Origin of the sequence: Methylobacterium pseudosasicola, assembly GCF_900114535.1 — a bacterium.
In the GTDB taxonomy this organism is placed as follows: Bacteria; Pseudomonadota; Alphaproteobacteria; order Rhizobiales; family Beijerinckiaceae; genus Methylobacterium; species Methylobacterium pseudosasicola.
Window position 1 is genome coordinate 59,414 of sequence record NZ_FOTK01000027.1, and the last position, 21,145, is coordinate 80,558.

At 66.8% G+C, this 21,145-nt stretch carries 16 protein-coding genes; 13 read left to right on the forward strand and 3 right to left on the reverse strand.

Translation table 11 applies throughout. The features are described from left to right. Positions 1-30 precede the first annotated feature (30 nt). Positions 31-1,038, reverse strand: a complete 1,008-nt coding sequence (locus BM228_RS22675; RefSeq protein WP_092044161.1) for a hypothetical protein — start codon at positions 1,036-1,038, stop codon at positions 31-33. Positions 1,039-1,242: 204 nt separating this feature from the next. Here BM228_RS22675 and BM228_RS22680 point away from each other — a divergent pair, with 204 nt between their 5' ends. The 3 genes from BM228_RS22680 (at position 1,243) to BM228_RS22690 (ending at position 3,784) form a co-directional block, all read left to right on the forward strand. After that, positions 1,243-1,944 (forward strand): cysteine hydrolase family protein, encoded by a 702-nt coding sequence (locus tag BM228_RS22680; protein ID WP_092044162.1) that lies wholly within the window; start codon positions 1,243-1,245, stop codon positions 1,942-1,944. 176 nt (positions 1,945-2,120) lie between these two features. After that, positions 2,121-3,461 carry a guanine deaminase gene (guaD, locus tag BM228_RS22685; protein ID WP_092044202.1) on the forward strand — a complete coding sequence of 447 codons (1,341 nt, stop codon included), beginning with the start codon at positions 2,121-2,123 and terminating at the stop codon, positions 3,459-3,461. Between the two features lie 80 nt (positions 3,462-3,541). Next, positions 3,542-3,784, forward strand: coding sequence for a hypothetical protein (locus tag BM228_RS22690; RefSeq protein WP_139234168.1), 243 nt, complete (start codon positions 3,542-3,544; stop codon positions 3,782-3,784). Between the two features lie 151 nt (positions 3,785-3,935). Here BM228_RS22690 and BM228_RS22695 read toward each other — a convergent pair whose 3' ends face one another. Then, positions 3,936-4,829, reverse strand: coding sequence for a GntR family transcriptional regulator (locus BM228_RS22695; protein WP_244537265.1), 894 nt, complete (start codon positions 4,827-4,829; stop codon positions 3,936-3,938). Between BM228_RS22695 and BM228_RS22700 the strand changes: the two genes are divergently transcribed. Together BM228_RS22700 and atzF are read left to right on the forward strand one after the other, a co-directional pair. Further along, positions 4,758-6,110, forward strand: coding sequence for a nucleobase:cation symporter-2 family protein (locus BM228_RS22700; protein ID WP_092044205.1), 1,353 nt, complete (start codon positions 4,758-4,760; stop codon positions 6,108-6,110). The two genes, BM228_RS22695 and BM228_RS22700, sit on opposite strands and share 72 nt — an antisense overlap. Positions 6,111-6,190: 80 nt before the next feature. Next, entirely contained in the window at positions 6,191-8,014 is a 1,824-nt protein-coding gene (atzF, locus tag BM228_RS22705) for an allophanate hydrolase (RefSeq protein ID WP_092044165.1), read from the forward strand. 571 nt (positions 8,015-8,585) lie between these two features. On the opposite strand, the gene BM228_RS22715 is transcribed toward atzF, so the two are convergent. After that, the gene (locus BM228_RS22715) at positions 8,586-8,969 is read right to left on the reverse strand and encodes a hypothetical protein (protein ID WP_092044169.1); all 384 of its coding nucleotides are present in this window, start codon (positions 8,967-8,969) and stop codon (positions 8,586-8,588) included. A gap of 59 nt (positions 8,970-9,028) precedes the next feature. Here BM228_RS22715 and BM228_RS22720 point away from each other — a divergent pair, with 59 nt between their 5' ends. The 8 genes from BM228_RS22720 to urtB all read left to right on the forward strand — a co-directional run bounded on the left by BM228_RS22720 (position 9,029) and on the right by urtB (position 21,145). Further along, positions 9,029-10,114, forward strand: a complete 1,086-nt coding sequence (locus tag BM228_RS22720; RefSeq protein WP_092044170.1) for an efflux RND transporter periplasmic adaptor subunit — start codon at positions 9,029-9,031, stop codon at positions 10,112-10,114. Then, positions 10,111-13,218, forward strand: coding sequence for an efflux RND transporter permease subunit (locus BM228_RS22725; RefSeq protein ID WP_092044172.1), 3,108 nt, complete (start codon positions 10,111-10,113; stop codon positions 13,216-13,218). The genes BM228_RS22720 and BM228_RS22725 overlap by 4 nt, the downstream gene beginning before the upstream one ends. A gap of 251 nt (positions 13,219-13,469) precedes the next feature. Beyond that, a complete protein-coding gene (locus BM228_RS22730; protein ID WP_092044173.1) occupies positions 13,470-14,012 on the forward strand; it encodes a TetR/AcrR family transcriptional regulator in 543 nt (180 codons plus the stop codon). Positions 14,013-14,159: 147 nt separating this feature from the next. Beyond that, the gene (gene fabF, locus BM228_RS22735) at positions 14,160-15,452 is read left to right on the forward strand and encodes a beta-ketoacyl-ACP synthase II (protein ID WP_092044175.1); all 1,293 of its coding nucleotides are present in this window, start codon (positions 14,160-14,162) and stop codon (positions 15,450-15,452) included. A 494-nt stretch (positions 15,453-15,946) separates the two neighbouring features. Further along, entirely contained in the window at positions 15,947-16,843 is an 897-nt protein-coding gene (locus tag BM228_RS22740) for an alpha/beta fold hydrolase (protein ID WP_092044176.1), read from the forward strand. 296 nt (positions 16,844-17,139) lie between these two features. Further along, positions 17,140-17,631, forward strand: a complete 492-nt coding sequence (locus BM228_RS22745; protein WP_092044178.1) for a DUF302 domain-containing protein — start codon at positions 17,140-17,142, stop codon at positions 17,629-17,631. A gap of 628 nt (positions 17,632-18,259) precedes the next feature. Beyond that, positions 18,260-19,507: an urea ABC transporter substrate-binding protein gene (urtA, locus tag BM228_RS22750; protein WP_244537268.1), complete on the forward strand. Its 1,248-nt coding sequence runs from the start codon at positions 18,260-18,262 to the stop codon at positions 19,505-19,507. Positions 19,508-19,570: 63 nt separating this feature from the next. Next, positions 19,571-21,145: an urea ABC transporter permease subunit UrtB gene (gene urtB / locus BM228_RS22755; RefSeq protein ID WP_092044181.1), complete on the forward strand. Its 1,575-nt coding sequence runs from the start codon at positions 19,571-19,573 to the stop codon at positions 21,143-21,145.

A 21,145-nucleotide genomic window follows, 5' to 3' on the forward strand; every position in this document is an offset into this window, starting at 1 on the left:
CCAGCCCCTCCGCGATGCCGGGACAGCGTCTCAGAAGACGTGGAAGGCGAACCCCGCCAGGAAGCTCTTCTCCTCGGTCCCCTTGAAGGTCGTGGTCTCCACGTTGCCGAATTTGTTCAGCCAGTATTGGAAGCCGATGAAGACATCGACCTTGTTCGGCTGGTCATAGATCAGCTTGCCGAGATCGAGCACGAGGTTCGTGCGCGAGAGGAATTCGAGGCCGCGCGGCGGGTTGAACTGGAAGGCCGCGACGTTGCGCACGCCACGTCCCTTGGGCAGCACGATGTTGTTGAACCCGGTCAGGCTGAGCGGCAGCCCGGTGAACGCCAGCGGGAAGTTGTAGACGAGCTCGAATTCCGGAACGGCGTCGAAGCTCTGGTCGCGATCCGGCTGGAGGTTGAAGCCGTTGCGGTTCCATTCCTTGTAGACGTGCGTGCTGAGATTGAGGAAGCCGGCCGGGACGTCGAAGGAGAAGTTCAAGCCGCCGACGATATCGCGCTTCTTCGAACCGAACGCGTCGTTCTGCGAATTGGCGTCGAAACCGAAGGCGAGGGACACATCCTTCACGAGTCCGGGAATCGTGAAGGCCTTGGTCCCGGTGAGCGCGTTCAGGCTGAGGGTGCCGCGGTACAAGCCGTAGGCTTCGGTATTGCCGTAATCGGAGAAGGCCGGCGAGCCGACGCTGCCCGGCGGGTTGGTGGTGCCGGCCGGGAACTGCGAGCCCGACTTCAGGATGTCGAGGGAGAAGAAGTTGGTGCCGTAGGCCCATGCGTCGGCATGCGCGATGTTGAGGATCTGCTTGGGCGCCTCCCGGGAGACGAAGCTGCCGTCCGCCCGCTGGATCTGGACGCCGGGCGAGACCGTCGGGAACTGATAGCGATAGCTGATCTGCGTGTCGGCGAAGAGGAAGAACGGCACATCGGCCACGGCCGCGGCTTCGGGCGCCTTGTCCTTTTTCCCGGCTTCAAGGTCTGCCGCATGCGCGACCCCGATGATGAAGGCTGGCACTAAAGCAGCCGCGATTCCGCGCCTGAACATCGTCTCGGTCTCCCGGCTTCGCAAAGCATTGGGAGAGCGACCGCAACCGATATGCCAACGCCCCGGCTCCGCGCGCAGACGGCCCCACGCGTTATAAAATTGCAACAGACACGGGACCCTCGGACGCACATGCATTCTCCGCCGACACACAGCATCATTCCCGCGGGAGGCCGGTGATTCGGGCGCTCCCCGAGGGTGCGCTCCATGACCTCTGCCACGGCCACGGTGACCCGCCGCCTCGCAGCCGAGCCCTCGCCGCTGGCGTTTGAGCCGGCCGGCACGGCGCTGGTGATCATCGACATGCAGCGCGACTTCCTCGAGCCGGGGGGCTTCGGGGCGAGCCTCGGCAACGACGTCTCGCTCCTGGCCAGCGCGGTCCCGCCTGCGCGGGCACTGCTCGCGGCCGCCCGCCGCGCCGGGCTACTGGTGGTACACACGCGCGAAGGTCACCGACCGGACCTGTCGGACGCCCCGCCGGCCAAGCTTGCCCGCGGCGAGCCGTCCGCCCGCATCGGCGATCCCGGCCCGATGGGCCGGATCCTGATCCGCGGCGAGGCCGGCCATGACATCGTCCCGGAATTGCGGCCCGAGCCCGGCGAGCCGGTCATCGACAAACCCGGCAAGGGCGCCTTCTACGCCACCGACCTCGCCAGCATCCTGAGCGCCCGGCGCATCGACACCCTCCTCGTCTGCGGCGTGACGACTGAGGTCTGCGTCCACACCACCGTGCGCGAGGCCAACGACCGCGGCTACCGATGCGCCGTCGTCGCGGATGCCTGCGGCTCGTATATTCCAGAGTTCCACGCCGCCGGGCTCGCGATGATCAAGGCGCAAGGCGGGATCTTCGGCTGGGTCACCGATTCCGCCGCCGTTGTCGACGCCCTCGACGGATCGGCACCGCCATAGGCCTCCATCCCGGCAGGCATATTGCTACGTCGCCGGGACGATGCCCGGCGCTCGGATAGCGTCGACTCGCTGATCATGGGGCTCAAGCGCAGGGCGTGAAGCTCGTGGCCCGGGTGATCGTAGCGGTCGTCCGGTTCGCGTTCGCCGGGACCGGCAGCGCACGCAGAGGGGGTGCGATGAGAGCGATCCGCGGGCAGGCCGTCAGCCTGCGGGGCAACCCGTTCCTCAGCGAGGACTGCCTCGACCACGTCGCCGACGCGCTCATCCTCATGGAGGACGGGCGCGTCACCGCCTTCGGCCCGTATGCGCAGCTCGTGGGCATGGTCCCCGCCGGCGTCGATGTCGTGGCGTACGAGAACGCCCTGATCCTGCCGGGGCTGATCGACACCCACGTCCATTACCCGCAGCTGCAGATGATCGCCTCCTACGGCGAGCAGCTGCTTGCCTGGCTCGACAAGTACACCTTCCCGGCCGAGCTTGAGTTCGCTGACGCGGCACACGCGGAAACGGTCGCCAAGCTGTTCTTCCGCGAGATCCTGGGCGCGGGCACCACCACGGCGGTGGTGTATTGCACGGTGCATCCCGGCTCGGTCGAGGCGTTCTTCGCCGAATCGGAGCGCTTCAAGACGCGCATGATCGCCGGCAAGGTGCTGATGGACCGCAACGCCCCGGCGGCGCTCCTCGATACGGCCCAGCGCGGCTACGACGAGAGCAAGGCGCTGATCGCGCGCTGGCACGGACGCGGTCGGCAACATTACTGCGTCACGCCACGCTTCGCACCGAGCTGCACCGAGGCGCAGCTCGATGCGGCCGGCGCACTCCTGCGGGAGCACGATGACCTCTTCCTTCAGACGCATCTCTGCGAGAACACCGACGAGATCGCTTGGGTCAGGGAGCTGTTTCCGGAGCGAAAGAGCTACCTCGACGTCTACGCCCATGCCGGCCTCGTCGGTCCGCGCTCGGTCCTCGGCCACGCGATCCACATGAGCGAGGCCGATTTCTGCACCTGCCATTCCAGCGGGGCGGCGCTCGCCCATTGCCCGACCTCGAACGGCTTCCTGGGCAGCGGCCTGTTCCGGTTGTTCGACGCCCTCGATCCGAAGCGCCCCGTGCGGGTCGGGCTCGGCACCGATGTCGGCGCGGGCACCACACTCTCGCTGCTCAAGACGCTCGGGGAAGCCTACAAGGTCGCGGCCCTGCGGGGCACCAAGCTCGATGCGGTCCGGGCGTTCTGGCTTGCCACCCTGGGGGGTGCCGAAGCCCTGCGCCTCGACGACCGGATTGGCCGGATCGCGCCGGGCCATGACGCCGACCTCTGCGTGCTCGACCTCGCGGCCACGCCGCTTCTCGGCTTCCGCACCGGCACCTGCAGCAGCATCGAGGAGCTTCTGTTCGTGCTGATGACGCTGGGGGACCACCGCACGGTCCGCGCCACCTGGGTCGCGGGGGAATGTGTCTACGACAATCGCCGCCCAGGCGACCCGCTGCGCTATCCCGTGTCGGAGGCCATGGCCTGAACGGGGCTCGTGCTCCGCCCATGAGTATTCACTTTGGCGCGGCGCTTGCTTCAGCTTGGCTGTCGTTCTTAGGGAAGATCATGCGCCGGTTGTATCTCGGGCTCGCCCTTCTCGTTGCCCTTCCGGGTGCCGCATACGCACAAAGCTACACCGCGCCTGCGCCGACCGACGTGCCGTCCTCCGGCACCAGGGAGCTGAACAAGGCTGATCGCAAGACCGCCTGCACGCAGGAGGCGGACCGGCGCAACATGCGGGGCCTACCGCGCCAGCAATACCGCGCCGCCTGTCGCGGGCGCGCGATACCGAAGCGCGTGAATTCCTGACTTGCCGATTTCCTGAGCGACGTACCTCGCAGCGGCGCGGCAGGAGCTTTTCTCAGGCCGGCAAGCGTATCGCGATGGCGACGCGCGCCAGCATCTCGCTGCTTCGCCTGAGCTTGCGCGTCTGTGAAGCAGCCGCGTCCTCTCGATCGTATCAAGCGGCCCGCGTCGCGGTGAGACCGATGAACGTGTCTTCCACCAAGCTGACATGGTTCAGCATGGCCGCATGCGCCGCCGCGGCATCGCCCGACACGATCGCCTGCATGATGCGTTCGTGCTCGGCGTGCGAGCGCGGCAAGCGTCCGGGACTCCGGAACTGGGCCCGACGATAGGGGCCGAGGCGCCGGCGCAGGCCGACGGCCATATCCGCCAGGATGCTGTTGTGGCTGCCCGCGTAGATCAAGGCATGGAAGATCAGGTTCGCCTCGATGAACCCGGCGACATCGTCGCTCTCGACAAGTGCCCCCATCCGCTCGTGCTGACTCTGAAGGCGCCTGCGTTCGATCGGCGTCATGCTCATCGCCGATAGCCGGGCGCAAGTCGCCTCCAGCTCGCCCATGGCGACGAACATGATCTCCAATTGCGCGGGCGTGATCTCGGCAACGACGGCGCTCCGTCGCGGTCTCAGTTCGACCAGGCCCGTGGCGGCGAGGGAGCGGATCGCTTCCCGGACCGGTGTCCGCGAGACCGCGTATTGCTCCGCCAGCCGATGCTCATCGAGACGCGTTCCCGGTGCGAGCACGCCGGAGAGGATCGCGTCGCCGATCTCGGCTGCCAACTTGTCCGTCTGCGTCTGCTTGTTCGACGACGTCATCTCAACAGTCTCGTTCACGACGCGGATGATCATCGAGCCAGCAACTGCCCAACGCAAGCACGGCATGCATTCATGATTTGTGCAATGCCGCACAACATTTTGGCATGCAGAAATCAAAAACTGCATGCAATACTGCTGCATCGCATGCCGTTGGAGATCGCCATGGCTGAGCCCGTGCACCCCGTCGACGAAGTCTTGCCCGCACCGCGTCTGTTCGCGCTCGGTCTTCAGCACGTCCTGGTCATGTACGCCAACGCCGTGGCCGTGCCGCTCATCCTCGGCGCGGCCCTCAAGCTGCCCAAGGATCAGATCGCCATGCTGATCAACGCGGACCTGTTCGCCTGCGGGATCGCGACGCTGGTGCAGACGATCGGATTCGGGCCGTTCGGCATTCGCCTGCCGGTCATCATGGGCGTGACCGCCGTATCGATCTCGCCGATGCTCGCGATGGCCGCCATGCCCGGCGTCGGGCTCAATGGCATCTACGGCGCGGTGATCGTCGGCGGTGTGTTCGGGCTGTGCGTCGCGCCGTTCGTCAAGTACGTGCTGCGCTTCTTCCCGGCCGTGGTCACGGGCACGATCATCACGATGATCGGCGTCGTGCTCATGCGCGTCGGCGTGAACTGGGCCGGTGGCGGGGCCGCGGCGGCCGATTTCGGGGCTGGCGGCTATCTCGCGGTGGCGGGTCTCGTCCTGGCCGTGATCCTCCTGATCATCCGCTTCGGGACCGGCTTCCTGGCCAATATGGCCGTCCTGCTCGGCGTGACCGCCGGCTATCTCGTCACCATCGCGCTCGGCTGGACCGACTTCTCCGGCATCCAGGAAGAGCCCTGGCTGCGCATCGTGCTGCCGCTCCAGTTCGGTGTCCCGACCTTCTACCTGATCCCGTGCCTGACGATGTGCCTCGTGATGACGATCGTGTTCATCGAGGCCACGGGCATGTTCCTGGCACTCGGGGCGATGACCGGCCGTACGGTGGGCCCCGAGGACATCAAGCGCGGCCTGCGCGCGGACGCGCTCGGCACGCTGATCGGCGGCCTCTTCAATACCTTCCCCTACGTGTCCTACTCGCAGAACATCGGGCTGGTCGGCGTGACGAATGTCTACAGCCGCTGGGTTTGCGCGGCGGGCGGCGTGATCATGCTGGCTCTGGGCCTCGTGCCCAAGCTGGCCTTCATCGTCGCCTCGGTGCCTCAATGCGTGCTCGGCGGAGCCGGCTTCATCATGTTCGGCATGGTCGCCGCCACAGGCATCAAGATCCTGAAGAGCGTCGACTACGCCAAGGCGCCGCACAATACGATCGTCGTGGCGATCGCGATCGGCTTCGGTCTGATCCCGATCGTCTCACCGAACTTCTTCCGGATTTTTCCTGCGGAATTGAAGCCGATCTTCGGCGACGGCATCATCCTGACCTCGATCGCAGCCGTGCTCCTGAACGCGTACTTCAACCGCACGACCGCGGAAGAGGCGAACGAGGACGCCGTGCTCGCGGCGCAGGGCGCCGGTCACATCTGAACGGGTACCACCCCGAGCGTCTTTGGGGCGGCATGCCGTCTCGGACATGCCTGCACGCCATCCTTCGCAGGAGAGAGCACATGCCGGTTCCTTCCTTCCCAACCCTGCCCGCGCTTCATGCCGCCTACGCCGACGGTCTCGCGCCCGAGACCGTGATTGCCGAGACGTACCGGCGGATGGCGGAGGTCGACGATCCCGGTCTATTTCTCGCGCTCGTGCCGGAGGCACAGGCTCGGGCGGCGGCGCGGGCGCTCGGGTCCTTCGATCCGGTGACAAAGCCGCTCTGGGGCGTCCCCTTTGCCGTCAAGGACAATATCGATGTCGCCGGTTTTGCGACGACCGCCGCCTGTCCCGCTTTTGCCTACCTGCCGGCGGCCACCGCGCCGGCCATCGCGCGATTGATCGCAGCCGGGGCGATCCTGATCGGCAAGAACAACCTCGACCAGTTCGCCACCGGCCTGGTCGGTGTTCGGACCCCCTACGCCGTCCCGAGGAACGCCTTCGACCCGGCCATGGTCCCGGGGGGCTCGTCATCGGGCTCGGCCGTCTCGGTCGCGCATAGCCTGGTCACCTTTGCGATCGGCACCGACACGGCGGGATCCGGCCGCGTGCCAGCCGGTCTCAACAACGTCGTGGGCCTGAAGCCGTCCCTCGGCAGCATCTCGACGCGCGGCATGGTGCCGGCTTGCCGCACCCTCGACACCATGTCCGTGTTTGCCGGGACCGTCGGGGATGCCGATGCGGTCTATCGGGTGATGCTCGGCTACGATGCCGACGACCCGTTCTCCCGCGCCCTGCCGGTCCCGCCGCGGCCCGGCGCGTGCCCGCCCGGGCTGCGCGTGGGCGTACCGGATGGAGTGAGCCGGCATTTCGGCGGCGACGCCCTGTCGGAGGCGGCCTTCGAGGCGTCGCTAACCGATCTCAAGACCGTGATGAGAGGCGAGACGGTGCCGATCGACCTGGCGCCGTTCAAGGCGGTCGCTGAGCTCCTCTATGAGGGGCCCTGGGTCGCCGAGCGCTACCAGGCGATCCGCGCCTTCATCGAGGAGCAGCCCGAGGCGCTCCATCCGACGACGCGCGCGATCATCGCATCGGCGACGACACGCTCGGCTGCCGACGCCTTCGCGGGGCTCTACCGCTTGGCAGAGCTACGCCGCGCGGCTGAACAGGTTTGGACGCGGATCGACGTGCTGATCGTACCGACTTACCCGCGGCCCCGCACCATCGCCGATCTTACCGCCGATCCGATCGGCCCCAACAGCGAGCTTGGCACCTACACCAATTTTGTGAACTTGCTGGATCTCTGCGCGCTCGCGGTGCCGGGCCGCTTCCGCGGCGACGGGTTCCCCTCGGGCGTGACGCTGATCGCGCCGCGCGGCGCAGACGGTCTGATCGCCGATCTCGGCGCACGGCTGCACGCGGCGGCGGACCTGAGGCTCGGGGTCGGCACCATGCCCGTTTCTCTTGAGACCGCCGGGCAGGCACATGTCGCGCGGGCCCAGGGTGACGAGATCGAGATCGCCGTGGTCGGAGCGCATATGTCTGGGCTGCCGCTGAACGGCGAACTCGTCGGGCACGGCGGACGCTTCCTTCGCGCGGTCAGGACCAGCGCCGAGTATCGGCTCCACGCCCTTCCGGGCGGTCCGCCGGCGCGGCCGGGCTTGGTTCGGGTCGCGCCCGGTATGGGCGCACCGATCGAGACGGAGGTCTGGGCGCTTCCGACCGCCGGGTTCGGTGCCTTCGTGGCGGCTGTCCCGATGCCGCTCACGATCGGAACCCTGCGGCTCTCGGATGGAACGACCCCAAAGGGGTTTTTGGCCGAGGCGGAGAGCCTCACCGCAGCACAAGACATCACCGAGCACGGCGGATGGCGTCGCTATCTCGAGGTTCGGCAGGCCGTGTGATGACAACCTGCGCGCGGATATGGCCTGTCTGTCGGCCCATGCTCTGTCGGGGCATGAGGTGCCATTTCTGTTGAATACCGACGACGAGAAGACAAGGGTTGCAGAGGCTTGTGAACGCGCTCCGCTGCAAAACGTCCATGACGCCGATCCAGGCTTTACAGATGCTACCGACCGAACTGCGGGCGCATGCTCCATAAGCAACGCTTACGCGAAAAGTTCAGCTTGGCCGTCGCGCTGGATATCCGTTTTGGAGCAGCGTCCGAGGCCTGCCAGATGTCCGACAGGGACGCGAAGCCGAAGGTCCGCTTCCAGGCGTCGACCCAACTTCCGCAACTCACCCAACTCGGACATTTATCCTATTGCGCAGTGTGTCAGTTATACAGCAGTTTCCCCGACAATTAGGCTCAGCCGCTATCAACCCATGTCGGGCATGGGGAGAAGCATCAGGGCTTCCCAAAAGCAGCCATAGGCCGGTCGACGTTTATAGTCGGCTCGGAAGGGTGAGCCGTCCTCGGGTTGCCGCCCGAAAGCCGACATTCGGCTTTGCGCCCATCTCGGGCGCGTAGTGCCGCTAGCGGGTTTCCTGGAAGCGGCCGTTCCAGCCGCGCGACTGGCTCCTCGGTGGAGATGACGTGGCCGGTAGCCTCCGGCAGCCATAACCGCTTGCTAAGAAAATCACGCCGTCGGACGTCGACATGGCTAACACTAGGACCATGATAAGGTCGGTTTTCGAATTCAACGGCGCCCCAACGTTCCTAGTTCGGTACAAATCGTTCAGCGCCTGAACGAGAATCGTCTTCTGTATCGACACCGAAACGGCGCTGATCTTCGGCGCGACGGTCACGTCGGAGGCGCAGGTCACACCCGTCGTGGCCCGGGATCCACGCAGACCGGCAAAAGACGCAAAACCCGTCTGCGTCGTCGCAGCATCCCGGCCATTGACGGCGAAGCGCATGCATAATAGATGATGTTCATCATTTTTCATGCACGACCGGATGGACGTGGAGGCGGGCCATGTACGCGAGATGGATGCTCGGGCTGATGGGCTTGACCCTCGCGGCATGCTCGCCGGCCGAGACCGCGGTTCCTCCGGAGCCGCCGTTGGTCCAGACCATCGAGGTCGGCCCGGGGACCGGGGCGGTCGCGCGCTACACCGGGGTCATCCGTGCCCGCACGGAGAGCAATCTCGGCTTCCGCGTCGGCGGCAAGATCTTCGAGCGCCTCGTCGACCCGGGGGACCACGTCCGGTTCGGGCAGCCGCTGATGCGCCTCGATCGGACCGATTTTACCCTGGCGCTCAACGCAGCCCGCGCGTCCGTCGAGGCGGCCCGGGCACAGATGATCAAGGCGAAGGCCGACGAGGAACGCAGCCGCAAGCTCGTCGGCGACGGCTGGACCTCGAAGCAGACCTACGACCAGAACAAGGCCGCAGCAGATGCCGCCATCGCCCAGTTCGCCAACGCGGAGGCCCAGGCGAGCCAGGTCTCCAACCAGGCCGGCTATTCCGAGCTCCAGGCCGATGCCGACGGCGTCGTGATGGAGGTCCCGACCGAGCCCGGGCAGGTCGTCGCCGCCGGCCAGACCGTCGTCAAGCTGGCCCGTGACGGGGCGCGCGAGGCGGAGGTCTTCCTGCCCGAAGCGAGCCGGCGCTTGGCCCAGGGCACGGCCTCGGCGACGCTCTACGCCGAGGGCGAGACCACCTATCCGGCCCGGCTGCGCGAGTTGTCGGCCACCGCCGACCCGGCCACCCGGACGTACCGGGCGCGCTATATCCTGTCGGGCGGCGGCGAGGACGCGCCGCTCGGGGCGACCGTGACGCTCCGGCTCAAGCCGACGGATGCCGGGCGCGCCGCCTCGGTCGACGTGCCGCTCGGGGCCCTGTTCGATATCGGGCACGGCTCGGAAGTCTGGAAGTTCGACACCGAGACCAAGACCGTCACGGCCCAGCCGGTCGCCGTCGCCCGCCTGTCCGAGGAAGGGGCCGAGGTCGTGTCCGGCCTCAATCCGGGCGACCGCATCGTGTCGCTCGGCGCCCATCTCCTCAAGGCCGGCCAGACGGTGCGCCAAGCTGCCCCGAGCCTAACAGGAGTCGCGCGATGACCGGCTTCAACCTCTCCGCCCTGGCGGTCCGCGAGCGGGCGGTCACGCTCTTCCTGATCATCGCGGTGACCGTCGCCGGCTTCTTCGCCTTCCAGAAGCTCGGCCGCGCCGAGGACCCGGCCTTCACCGTCAAGACGATGGCGGTCTCGGCCGCCTGGCCCGGTGCCACGACCTCGGAGATCCAGCGGCAGGTGGCCGACCCGCTGGAGAAGCGCCTGCAGGAGCTCGTCTACTACGACCGCGTCGAGACGACGGTACGGCCCGGTCTCATGCTGATGAAGGTCTACTTCAAGGACAGCATGCCGCCGGCACGACTGCAGGAGGAGTTCTACCAAGCCCGCAAGAAACTATCCGACCAAGCGTCCACCCTGCCGCGCGGCGTCATGGGGCCGCTGTTCAACGACGAGTTTTCGGACGTCTACTTCGCCCTCTACGCACTTCAGGCCCAGGGCCTGCCGCACCGGCATCTCGTGCTGCGGGCCGAAGACCTGCGCCAGCGGCTGCTGCGGGTGCCGGGCGTCGAGAAGATCAACATCCTGGGCGAGCAGGCCCAGAAGATCTTCGTCGAGATCTCTTACCAGCGGCTCGCGACCCTGGGCATCACCGGGCAGCAATTGCTCGCGGCGTTGGCCAACCAGAACGACGTGACGCCGGCGGGCTTCGTCGAGACCGCCGGCCCGCGGGTCTACCTGCGCCTGGACGGCGCCATCGACGGCCTGGACACGATCCGCAACCTGCCGGTGGCGGCCGGCGACCGAAGCCTCAAGCTCGGCGACATCGCAGAGGTCAAGCGCGGCTACGAGGACCCGAAGGTTTTCGCGATCCGCAACGACGGCGAGCCGGCCCTGATGCTGGGTCTCGTGATGAAGCCCGGCTTCAACGGCCTGGCGCTCGGCGAGGCGCTGAACGCCGAGGAGGTGGCGATCCACCACGAACTGCCGACCGGCATCGCGTTCACAAAGATCACTGACCAGGCCAAGGTCATCGACGACGCCATCCACGAGTTCATGGTGAAGTTCTTCACCGCCCTCTCGGTGGTCATCGTCGTCAGCCTCGTGGCGCTGGGCTTCCGCGTCGGCATCGTGGTGGCGCTCGCGGTCCCGATCACGCTCGCGGCCGTGTTCGTGGTGATGATGGTCACGGGCCGCGACTTCGACCGCATTACCCTCGGGGCCCTGATCATCTCGCTCGGCCTGCTCGTGGACGATGCCATCATCGCCATCGAGATGATGGTGGTGCGCATGGAGGAGGGTGTGGACCGCGTCGGGGCGGCGACCTACGCCTGGAGCGCCACCGCCGCGCCGATGCTCACCGGCACGCTGGTGACCATCGCGGGATTCCTGCCGGTGGGCTTCGCCGCCTCCACGGCGGGCGAGTACGCGGGCAACATCTTCTGGGTGGTCGGCTTCTCGCTGATCATCTCCTGGATCGTGGCCGTGACCTTCACGCCCTATCTCGGCGTCAAGCTCCTGCCCGACGTCAAGAAAGTGGAAGGCGGCCACGAGGCGATCTACGCCACGAGGAACTACCAGCGCCTGCGCCGCGTGGTGCGGGCCTCCGTCGATCACAAGTGGATGGCGGCTGGTATCACGGTCGGGCTGTTCGCCCTCGCCGTCGTCGGCATGGGCAAGGTCGAGAAGCAGTTCTTCCCGAATTCGGAGCGGCCCGAACTCATCGTCGAGGTGACCCTGCCCACCGGTTCGGCCTTCGCGACGACCGAGGCCAGCGTCAAGGCGGTCGAGGCGGCCGTCCGTGGGCTCCCGGAGGCGCGCGAGATCACGAGCTACATCGGGCAGGGCATGCCGCGCTTCGTGCTCTCCTTCGACCCGGAATTGCCCGATGCCGCCTTCGCGCAGATCGTCGTGCAGACCGCCGACGCCGCATCCCGCGACGCGCTCCGGATCAAGCTTCGCAAGCTCGTGAGCGACGGGCTCTTCCCCGAGGCGCGGGTGCGGGTGCTCCAGATCGTGTTCGGGCCGCCGATCCGCTTCCCCGTGGCCTTCCGGGTGGTCGGGCCGGACCCCGACGTGATCCGCGGCATCGCCGCCGAGGTCCGCGACGTCATGATGGCCAACCCCAACATGCGTCTCGTCCACCTCGACTGGGGCGACAAAACCCCGAGCCTGCACCTCGTCCTCGACCAGGAACGCCTGCGCCTGATCGGCCTGACCCCGAAGGAGGCCGGCCAGCAGCTGCAGAGCTATCTCAACGGGACACCCGCGACCCAGGTGCGCGAGAACCTGCGCTCGGTGGACGTGCTCCTGCGCAGCCCCGGCCCCGAGCGACGCTCGCTCGGAGAGATCGGCGACCTGACCCTGACCACGCATGACGGGCGCCAAGTGCCGGTCTCGCAGGTCGCACACCTGGAGAGCCGCAACGAGGATGCGGTGCTCAAGCGCTACAACCGCGAGACCTACATCCGCGTGCAGGGCGACGTGCTCGACGGCAAGCAGCCGCCGGACATCCACGCGCAGATCTTCCCGCAGCTCGACCCGATCAAGGCGAAGCTGCCGCCGGGCTACCGGATCGACACGGCCGGGGCCGTGGAGGAGAGCGCCAAGGCCATGAATGCGCTGGTCGCGGTCTTCCCGCTGATGCTGATCGTGACGCTGACGGTCATCATGCTCCAGGTCCGGTCGTTTACGACGATGTTCATGGTGTTCGCTACCGCGCCGCTCGGCCTCGTCGGGGCCGCGCCGACCCTGCTGCTGTTCCACCAGCCCTTCGGCTTCAACGCGATCCTGGGCCTGATCGCGCTGTCGGGCATTCTGATGCGCAACACGCTGATCCTGGTGGACCAGATCCACCACGACCGCGCCGCCGGCCTGTCGGATTACGACGCCATCGTCGAGTCCACAGTGCGGCGGGCCCGTCCGGTGATCCTCACGGCGGCGGCGGCGATGCTGGCCTTCATCCCCTTGACGCACTCCGTGTTCTGGGGGGCGCTGGCCTACGTGCTGATCGGCGGCGTCGGGGTCGGGACCCTGCTCACCCTGCTGTTCCTGCCCGCTCTCTACGCCCTGTGGTTCCGGGTCGGACGAGAACCTCTCGCGGCGGGCGTCGCATCCGGTTCGGACGCGGTGCCGGTCCAGGCCAAGCCCTGACCCGGGATCCCACGTTCGTGTCCCGATGGCGGGGCATCCCAGGATCGCACGTTCAGCGATGGAACGTGCGAGGCGTCGACCGGCCTGCGTTCATGCCCCCCTACGCAGGCCGGTCGGTCGACGTTCGAGACATTCCTCAGCACGCTCGGCTCCAGAGCGCCAGCTTCCACAGGGAACGAACCGTGGCCCACCGCTTCTTTAGATGACGGCCTGCTTTTATATAGGCGTCAGGACCGTCGAAGGATCAGGCAATGCCCAGAGTCTCGCAGGAGCAGGCCAAGCTCAACCGTCAACGTGTCGTCGAAGTCGCCGCGTCGCTGTTCCGGGAGCGCGGTCTCCACGGTGTCGGGGTCGCCGATATCATGGCGTCCGCCGGCCTCACCCATGGCGGCTTCTACGGCCAGTTCGCCAACAAGGAGGCTCTGGCGGCCGAGGCGTTCGATTCCGCGCTCGACGAGGATTACCGCGGGAGCCTCGACACCCTCATCGCCAACTACCTGTCCCTCGCCCACGTGAAGTCGCCCGGTATGGGCTGTCCGCTCGCGGCCCTGGCGAACGACGTGGCGCGGGAGCCGCGGGGCGGCCCCGTCCGGTCGCGATTCACGCAAGGTGTGGAGCGCATGGCCTCCATCCTCGCCGGCCTGACGCCCAAGGCAGCCAAGGAGCGCCGCAGGCAACGGTCCCTGGCCACGTTGTCGACGATCGTCGGCGCTGTCGTGTTGGCGCGGGCCGTCGACGATGAGGCTTTGGCGAGCGAACTGATTGAGGCGGCGCAGGCTTCCGTCTCCGCTTGATGGTGACGGAGCCGGGCCGGCGGTTCCGGCCCGCGCCCACGTGAGCGCGTTCCTAACGACCTGAAGCAGGGACCCGGATCGCCCTGTCGGGAACCGCATGTGCCGTGCGCTGCGCGCCGCACGACCAAACTTTGCGAGAGGATACCGATGCGCGAACGGATCGTGGTTACGGGACTGGGTGTCGTCTCGCCGCTGGGCTGCAGCGTCGAGGGGATGTGGCGCCGGCTCGTCGCATCCGAGTCCGGCCTGCGGCGCCTGCCGGACGACCTCGTCCCCGACATCGACGCGAAGGTCGCCGGGCTCGTGCCATCCATCGGCGAGGACCCGGATGGGTTCGATCCGGACGCCCTCATCCCGGTCAAGGATCGTCGCAAGATGGACCGCTTCATCCAGTTCACGCTGGTGGCCGCGGATCAGGCGCTTCGACAGTCGGGCTGGACGCCTTCGACCGAGCGGGAGCGCGTACGCACCGCGACCATCGTGGCCTCCGGCATCGGGGGCTTCCAGACCATCACCGACGCCGTGGAGACCGTGCGCGCCCGCGGCGCACAGCGCCTGTCGCCCTTCACGGTGCCGGCCTTCCTGGTCAACCTGGCCGCCGGCCATGTCTCGATCCGCTACGGCTTCAAGGGACCGCTCGGGGCTCCCGTCACGGCCTGCGCGGCGAGCGTCCAGGCCATCGGCGATGCCATGCGCCTTATCCGCGCCGGCGAGGCCGATGTCGTCGTCTGCGGTGGTGCGGAGGCGTGCGTCACCCGCGTCGCCCTCGGTGGCTTCGCCGCGGCGCGCAGCCTCTCGACAGCCCACAACGACACCCCGGCAGCCGCCTCCCGCCCGTTCGACCGAAGTCGCGATGGCTTCGTCATGGGCGAGGGTGCCGGCATCCTCGTGCTTGAGACGCTGTCGCATGCGCTGGAACGGGGTGCCGTCCCGCTGGCCGAGTTGGTCGGGTACGGCACCAGCGCCGACGCCTACCACCTGACCGCCGGACCGGCGGATGGCAGCGGCGCCCGCCAGGCGATCACCGCGGCCTTGGCCATGGCGGGGCTCGAACCCGCCGCCATCGGTTACGTGAACGCGCACGCGACCGCGACCCCGGTGGGTGATGCGGGCGAACTGGCAGCGCTCAGATCCGTCTTCGGCGAGGCCGGCCCGGCGATTTCCTCGACCAAGTCCGCGACCGGACACCTGCTCGGTGCGGCCGGCGGCCTGGAGGCGGTCATCACGGTGCAGGCCCTGCGCGAGGGCGTCCTCCCGCCCACGCTCAATCTCACCGATCCCGACGCGGCAGCCGTCGGCCTGGACCTCATCGGACCGGAGGCTCGACACGCATCCGTGGACTACGCGCTGTCGAACGGCTTCGGGTTCGGAGGCGTGAACGCCAGCATCGTCCTGAAACGGATCGCCCCCGGTCGAGCGGTCGCCACGCCTGGAAGTTGATCCAACGCTGTTGGAACCTCATCGCGGTTGACGCGTCATCCATGTTCTAATAGATGTTGATCATCATATTAACAGAGCCGGGCCGCCTTCCGGGCTCCGGCGAGACGCCCCGGACGCGAACGAACCCGGAACCCAGTCAGTGAACGAAAAGGTCATGCCATGAGCGGCATCGTGACGGTTCGGCGCGCGCTCCGGCTTTCGGCGCTGTCGCTGGCGATTGCCTGGGCGGCCTTGCCCGCGGCCGCCGCGGACGGGTCGTCGGCGATACGTCGGAAACGGCTCTCGTGGCCGACGTGGTGAAGCCTCCGGGACAGGCTCGGAGCGATTGAGGACGCTTTGGGCACGACCGAAGCGGAGATGGCCCAAACGGTGCGCTCCCGCCGGGCTCCCGCCCCCTGCCGCCGCCAGAGAGCTCGATCACCCTACGCCGCGGCGGTCAGCTCCAGCACATTGATGGATCCTTCAGATCCGCTCGCCCTCAGGGAGCCTTAGTCATGACGAAGCAAGCGAATGATGCGGTGGAGGATGAGGCTCGGAATTACACGCGCCGCTGGCTCAATGCGGGTGACGTTTCCTTCGCCATTCTGCGGGACGGGACCCGGATACGCTATGTCCGGGCCGGCGAAGGGCCGGATCTCGTCTTGACGCACACCGTGCGCACGCAGCTCGATATCTTCCAGTTCGTGATTCCCCTGCTGTCGCGGCATTTCACCGTCTATGCGCTCGACCTACCGGGTTTTGGTTGGTCGGACCTCCTGCCGGAGCGCCCAAAGGACGAGCCGACACTCCGGGCGCAGCTCAAGGAATTCCTGCAGGTCCTGGGCATCCGACGCCCGATCCTGGCCGGCGAATCGATTGGCGCCACGCTCTCCCTCTCGCTGGCGGCGGAACTCGGTGACGGCGTGGATCGCGTCGTGGCCTTCAACACCTACGACTATCTGCCCGGTCTGGAGCGGGCCAACCTTCTCGCGTCGATCATCATCAAGAGCGTGCGCGCGCCCCTCATCGGTCCGATCTTCGCGTCAACGGAGAACCGGTCGATCACCGGCGGCATCATCAGAGGCGGCTTCCACGACCCGAAGAAGCTCCCCGACGACCTGCTCGATGAGATCTCGCGGGTGGGCATGCGCCGCGATTACGGGAAGGGTATGCGGCGCCTTCTCAAGGCGCTTCCCAGTTTCGTCGCAGCCCGCCAGCGATACAGCAAGATCATAGCTCCCGTGACGCTCGTCTGGGGCGAAAATGACTGGTCGTCCAAAGAAGATCGGGCTGGCGTCGAACGCAGCGCGCCCGATCCGAAGGTCATCACCCTTGCGAAGACCGGCCATTTCAGCGCACTGGAGCGCCCTCAGGACTGGGCGAGCATCATCGTCTCCGCGGCAAAGACTTGAGCGTCGCAAGCTTCGGTATGTTCAATACTCCCTTCGTCTCGCGCGTCCCCCGATACGGGTGGACATCGGATGCCGCGCTGGTGAGGCAACATCCTGTCGATACCAGTGGCCGACCCGTGCGCCCTGAAGCCTTGAGCGGGCGGCCGTGTTCCGAACCGCTACCAAGACGTTCGCGGCTCCCTCGGGCGGCCAACAATCTGTCGCGTCGAACCCTATTGTTCGGCAGTGGCGTATTCATGCTTGCCGGCAACACCGCTCGCGGCGCCGGATCTTCTCCTGGAGGCGTAGGAGACCCGATGACGAACCCTGAGATATCGTCCGTTCCCGTCACGACCGAGCACGTCACGATCCGCTCCGCGAAGCCGTTCGAGGCGGTGAGGACGGCTCTGGAGGCCGCGCTGCCCAAGCTTGACAATGCCTACGTTCAGCTTCTGGCGTCCGGGAAGGTGGAGGCGGCCCGCGATCTTTTGGGGAGGCAGGCCCCCCTCTCGATCTTCGGCACGCGGAATCATGGTCAATTGCTGCAGATCGCCGGACTGCAGCGCCGGGCGATCCAGTATGACATCGGCAACCCGCTCACGGCCTCGATGATGACGCGACATGTCCTCTCGTCCGCGCTCTACGCCCCGATCAGGGTGCTTCTGAGCGAGGATCAGGACGGACGCGCCGCCTTCGAGTACGATCGGCCGAGGGCCAGTTTCGGTCAGTTCGGCGACAAGGACGTCGACGCGGTGGCAGGCGAACTCGACGGACGCTTGCAGGAGGTGCTGGTGGCTGCGGCCACCTGAGGCGTGAAGCGTTCGGGGCGTGTGATCGGGCTGCTCGAAGATCCCGGACGGTTCCGGCACGCGGACGCCGGTGGCCATTCGTGACGCGCTCCGGCGCCGGCAGGCGTGATCTGTCCGCGTCCCTGGCCTATCGAGCGGGTCTTCGGTGATGGCCCTCGTGGCGATCATGACTCAAGAGCTCTCGCCAGCCGGGGGCCGAGGGTGTCGAGCGCCACGTTGATGGTGCGCTTGTAGCGAGCGGCTGCGCGGACGAACGCGCTCTCGGTTCTTCAGGAGCCACAGCGTATCACGCCGTAGCTCGGATCGTCGCCTGCACGCCATGCCGATCCGTCGCTCGGCACCATCATGGGTTTCGTGCCAGCTGATGCCGCGAGGCTCCCGCTTCAGCCGGCACCCACAACCCATTCACGCAGATCGAGGGACAAGGCTGAGGACAGCAGCGCTCGCCTTCACCAACCAACCCTCGAGCCAGACATCCCTTTCACGACGTTCGGATGTCGCTCTGAGAGCCATCTGCCTAACAAAGTGGCACATAGATTGCTAGCTTGAGCGCAGCCAGACTCAGGAGGGGACGATCATGAAAAATGCGCTTTGGAGAGGCTGCTCCGCGGCCGTGCTCGCGGGCGGTATGGCTCTGTCCGTGCTCGGCGCAGGCGCGGTTCGCGCGGAGGAGACGATCAAAGTCGGTATCCTCCACTCGCTGTCGGGCACGATGGCGATTTCGGAGACCACTCTCAAGGACGTGATGCTGATGCTCATCGCCGAGCAGAACGCAAAAGGTGGCGTGCTCGGCAAGAAACTGGAGCCGGTGGTCGTCGATCCCGCCTCGAACTGGCCGCTCTTCGCCGAGAAGGCTCGCGAACTGATCTCGAAGGACAAGGTCGCGGCCGTGTTCGGCTGCTGGACCAGCGTATCGCGCAAGTCCGTGCTGCCCGTGTTCAAGGAACTCGACAACGTCCTGTTCTATCCGGTTCAGTACGAGGGCGAGGAGAGCGAGCGCAACGTGTTCTACACCGGCGCCGCGCCGAACCAGCAGGCGATTCCGGCCGTCGACTACCTGATGTCGAAGGATGGCGGCGAGGCCAAGCGCTGGGTGCTGGAGGGGACGGACTACGTCTACCCCCGCACCACCAACAAGATCCTCGAAGCCTACCTCAAGTCCAAGGGCGTCGCGTCCGAGGACATCATGATCAATTACACCCCGTTCGGCTTCTCGGATTGGCAGACCGAGGTCTCGAAGATCAAGGCCTTCGGCTCGGCCGGCAAGAAGACGGCCGTGGTCTCGACCATCAACGGCGATGCCAACGTGCCGTTCTACAAGGAACTCGGCAACCAGGGCATCAAGGCGACCGACATCCCCGTCATGGCCTTCTCGGTCGGCGAGGAGGAACTGGCCGGCATCGACGCCAAGCCGCTCGTCGGGCACCAGGCCGCGTGGAACTACTTCGAATCGATCAAGACGCCGGAGAACGAGGCGTTCATCAAGCAATGGCAGGCGTATCGCAAGAACCCCAAGGCGGTGACTAACGATCCCATGGAGGCCCACTACATCGGCTTCAACATGTGGGTGAAGGCTGTGGAGAAGGCCGGATCGACCGATCCCGAGAAGGTGATCGCCGCGCTGCCGGGTATCGAGCAGAAGAACCTCACCGGCGGCACCGCCAAGATGCTTCCGAACCACCACATCACCAAGCCGGTCTTCATCGGCGAGATCGAGGCGAGCGGCCAATTCGACGTGGTGAACAAGACCGAGGGTCTAATTCCCGGTGAGGCGTGGTCGAAGCAGCTTGAGGGCTCGAAAGACCTCGAGGCCGACTGGGTCACGCTCAAGTGCGGCAACTACAACACCAAGACCAAGAAGTGCGGCGGCGCTTAGTCTGACCCTCCCTCTCCCCGATCGTGGGGAGAGGATCCCACCGCTCTCATTCGACAGGGCCGCATGACCCGCTTCCTCGCGCTGCTCCTGTTGCTGATCGCGGCCCCCGCCTGTGCGCAGGCGCCCAGCCCTTATGAAAAGTTCGCCAGCGACAATTATTCCGACATCGATGCCGGCGTCGCGGGTCTCGCCGCCAGCGGAGACCCGCGGGCCGGCGACATCCTCGCCGCCCTCTCCGACGGCCGTTTATTCTATCGCCCAGCGGACAAAACGCTGTTCATCAAGCAGGGCCCGGCGCTCTCCGACGCACGCACCGGGGCGCCGGCGCCCGCCGACGACGGGCTCAAGCTGGTGCGAGCCAACACCCGGATCCGCCGGGCGATCGAGGCGGCGCAGGGCCAGCTCAACCTCGCAAGCCCCAATGCGGGCAGGCGCCGCGAGGCGGCGGATGCCGTATTCAAGGCCCGTGACGTGGCAGCCCTCCCTGCTCTCGACGCGGCGCTGGCCCGCGAGACGGACGCCTCCGTCAAGCGGACGCTGACCGAGGCGCGGGCCGCGGTGCTGCTCGTCAAGCCCGGCACCTCCGAAGGCGACCGTCTCTCAGCTATTCCTCCGATCCAGGCGCGCGGCGACGGTGACGCGATGGGTGCCTTGCGCGGTCTCTCCGCCGATCCAAGCGAGGCGGTGCGGGCGGCCGCGGCCAAGGGCATCGCGGCGATCGAGACCAAACTTGCGCTCCTCAACGCCGCGCAGAATGTCTGGTACGGCGTGTCGCTCGGCTCGGTGCTGCTCCTCGCCGCGATAGGGCTGGCCATCACCTTCGGCGTGATGGGCGTGATCAACATGGCCCACGGCGAGATGGTTATGCTCGGGGCCTACACGACCTTCCTCGTGCAGGAACTGATCCGCGCCAAGGCACCCGGCCTGTTCGGCTGGTCGCTCGCCATCAGCATCCCCTGCGCCTTCGTCGTGGCCGGCGCGGTGGGCGTTCTCATCGAGCGCTTCATCATCCGCTTCCTCTACGGCCGCCCCCTGGAGACGCTCCTCGCCACCTTCGGCGTCAGCCTCGCCCTGCAGCAGACGGTGCGCTCGATCTTCGGGCCGACCAACCGTGAGGTCGGGGCGCCTGCCTTCATGAGCGGTGCCTTCGATCTCTTCGGATTGTCCGTCACCCTCGGGCGGATGTGGATCGTCGCCTTCTCGATCGCGGTGTTCTTCGGCCTGATGTTCGTCTTGCGAAAGACCTCGTTTGGGCTGAAGACCCGGGCGGTCACCCAGAACCGGCGCATGGCCGCGGCGATGGGCATCCGCACGCCCTACGTCGACGCGATGACCTTCGGGCTCGGCTCTGGGATCGCCGGCATCGCCGGGGTGGCCCTGTCGCAGATCGACAACGTCTCGCCCAATCTCGGTCAGAGCTACATCATCGACTCGTTCCTCGTCGTGGTGTTCGGAGGTGTCGGCAGCCTCTGGGGCACCCTGGTCGCGGCGTTGACCCTCGGCGTCGCGAACAAGCTCGCGGAGCCGTATTTCGGCGCTGTGCTGGCAAAGATCGGGATGCTCGTCTTCATCATCCTGTTCATACAGAAGCGCCCACGCGGGCTCTTTGCCCTGAAGGGCCGGGCGGTGGAGTCGTAG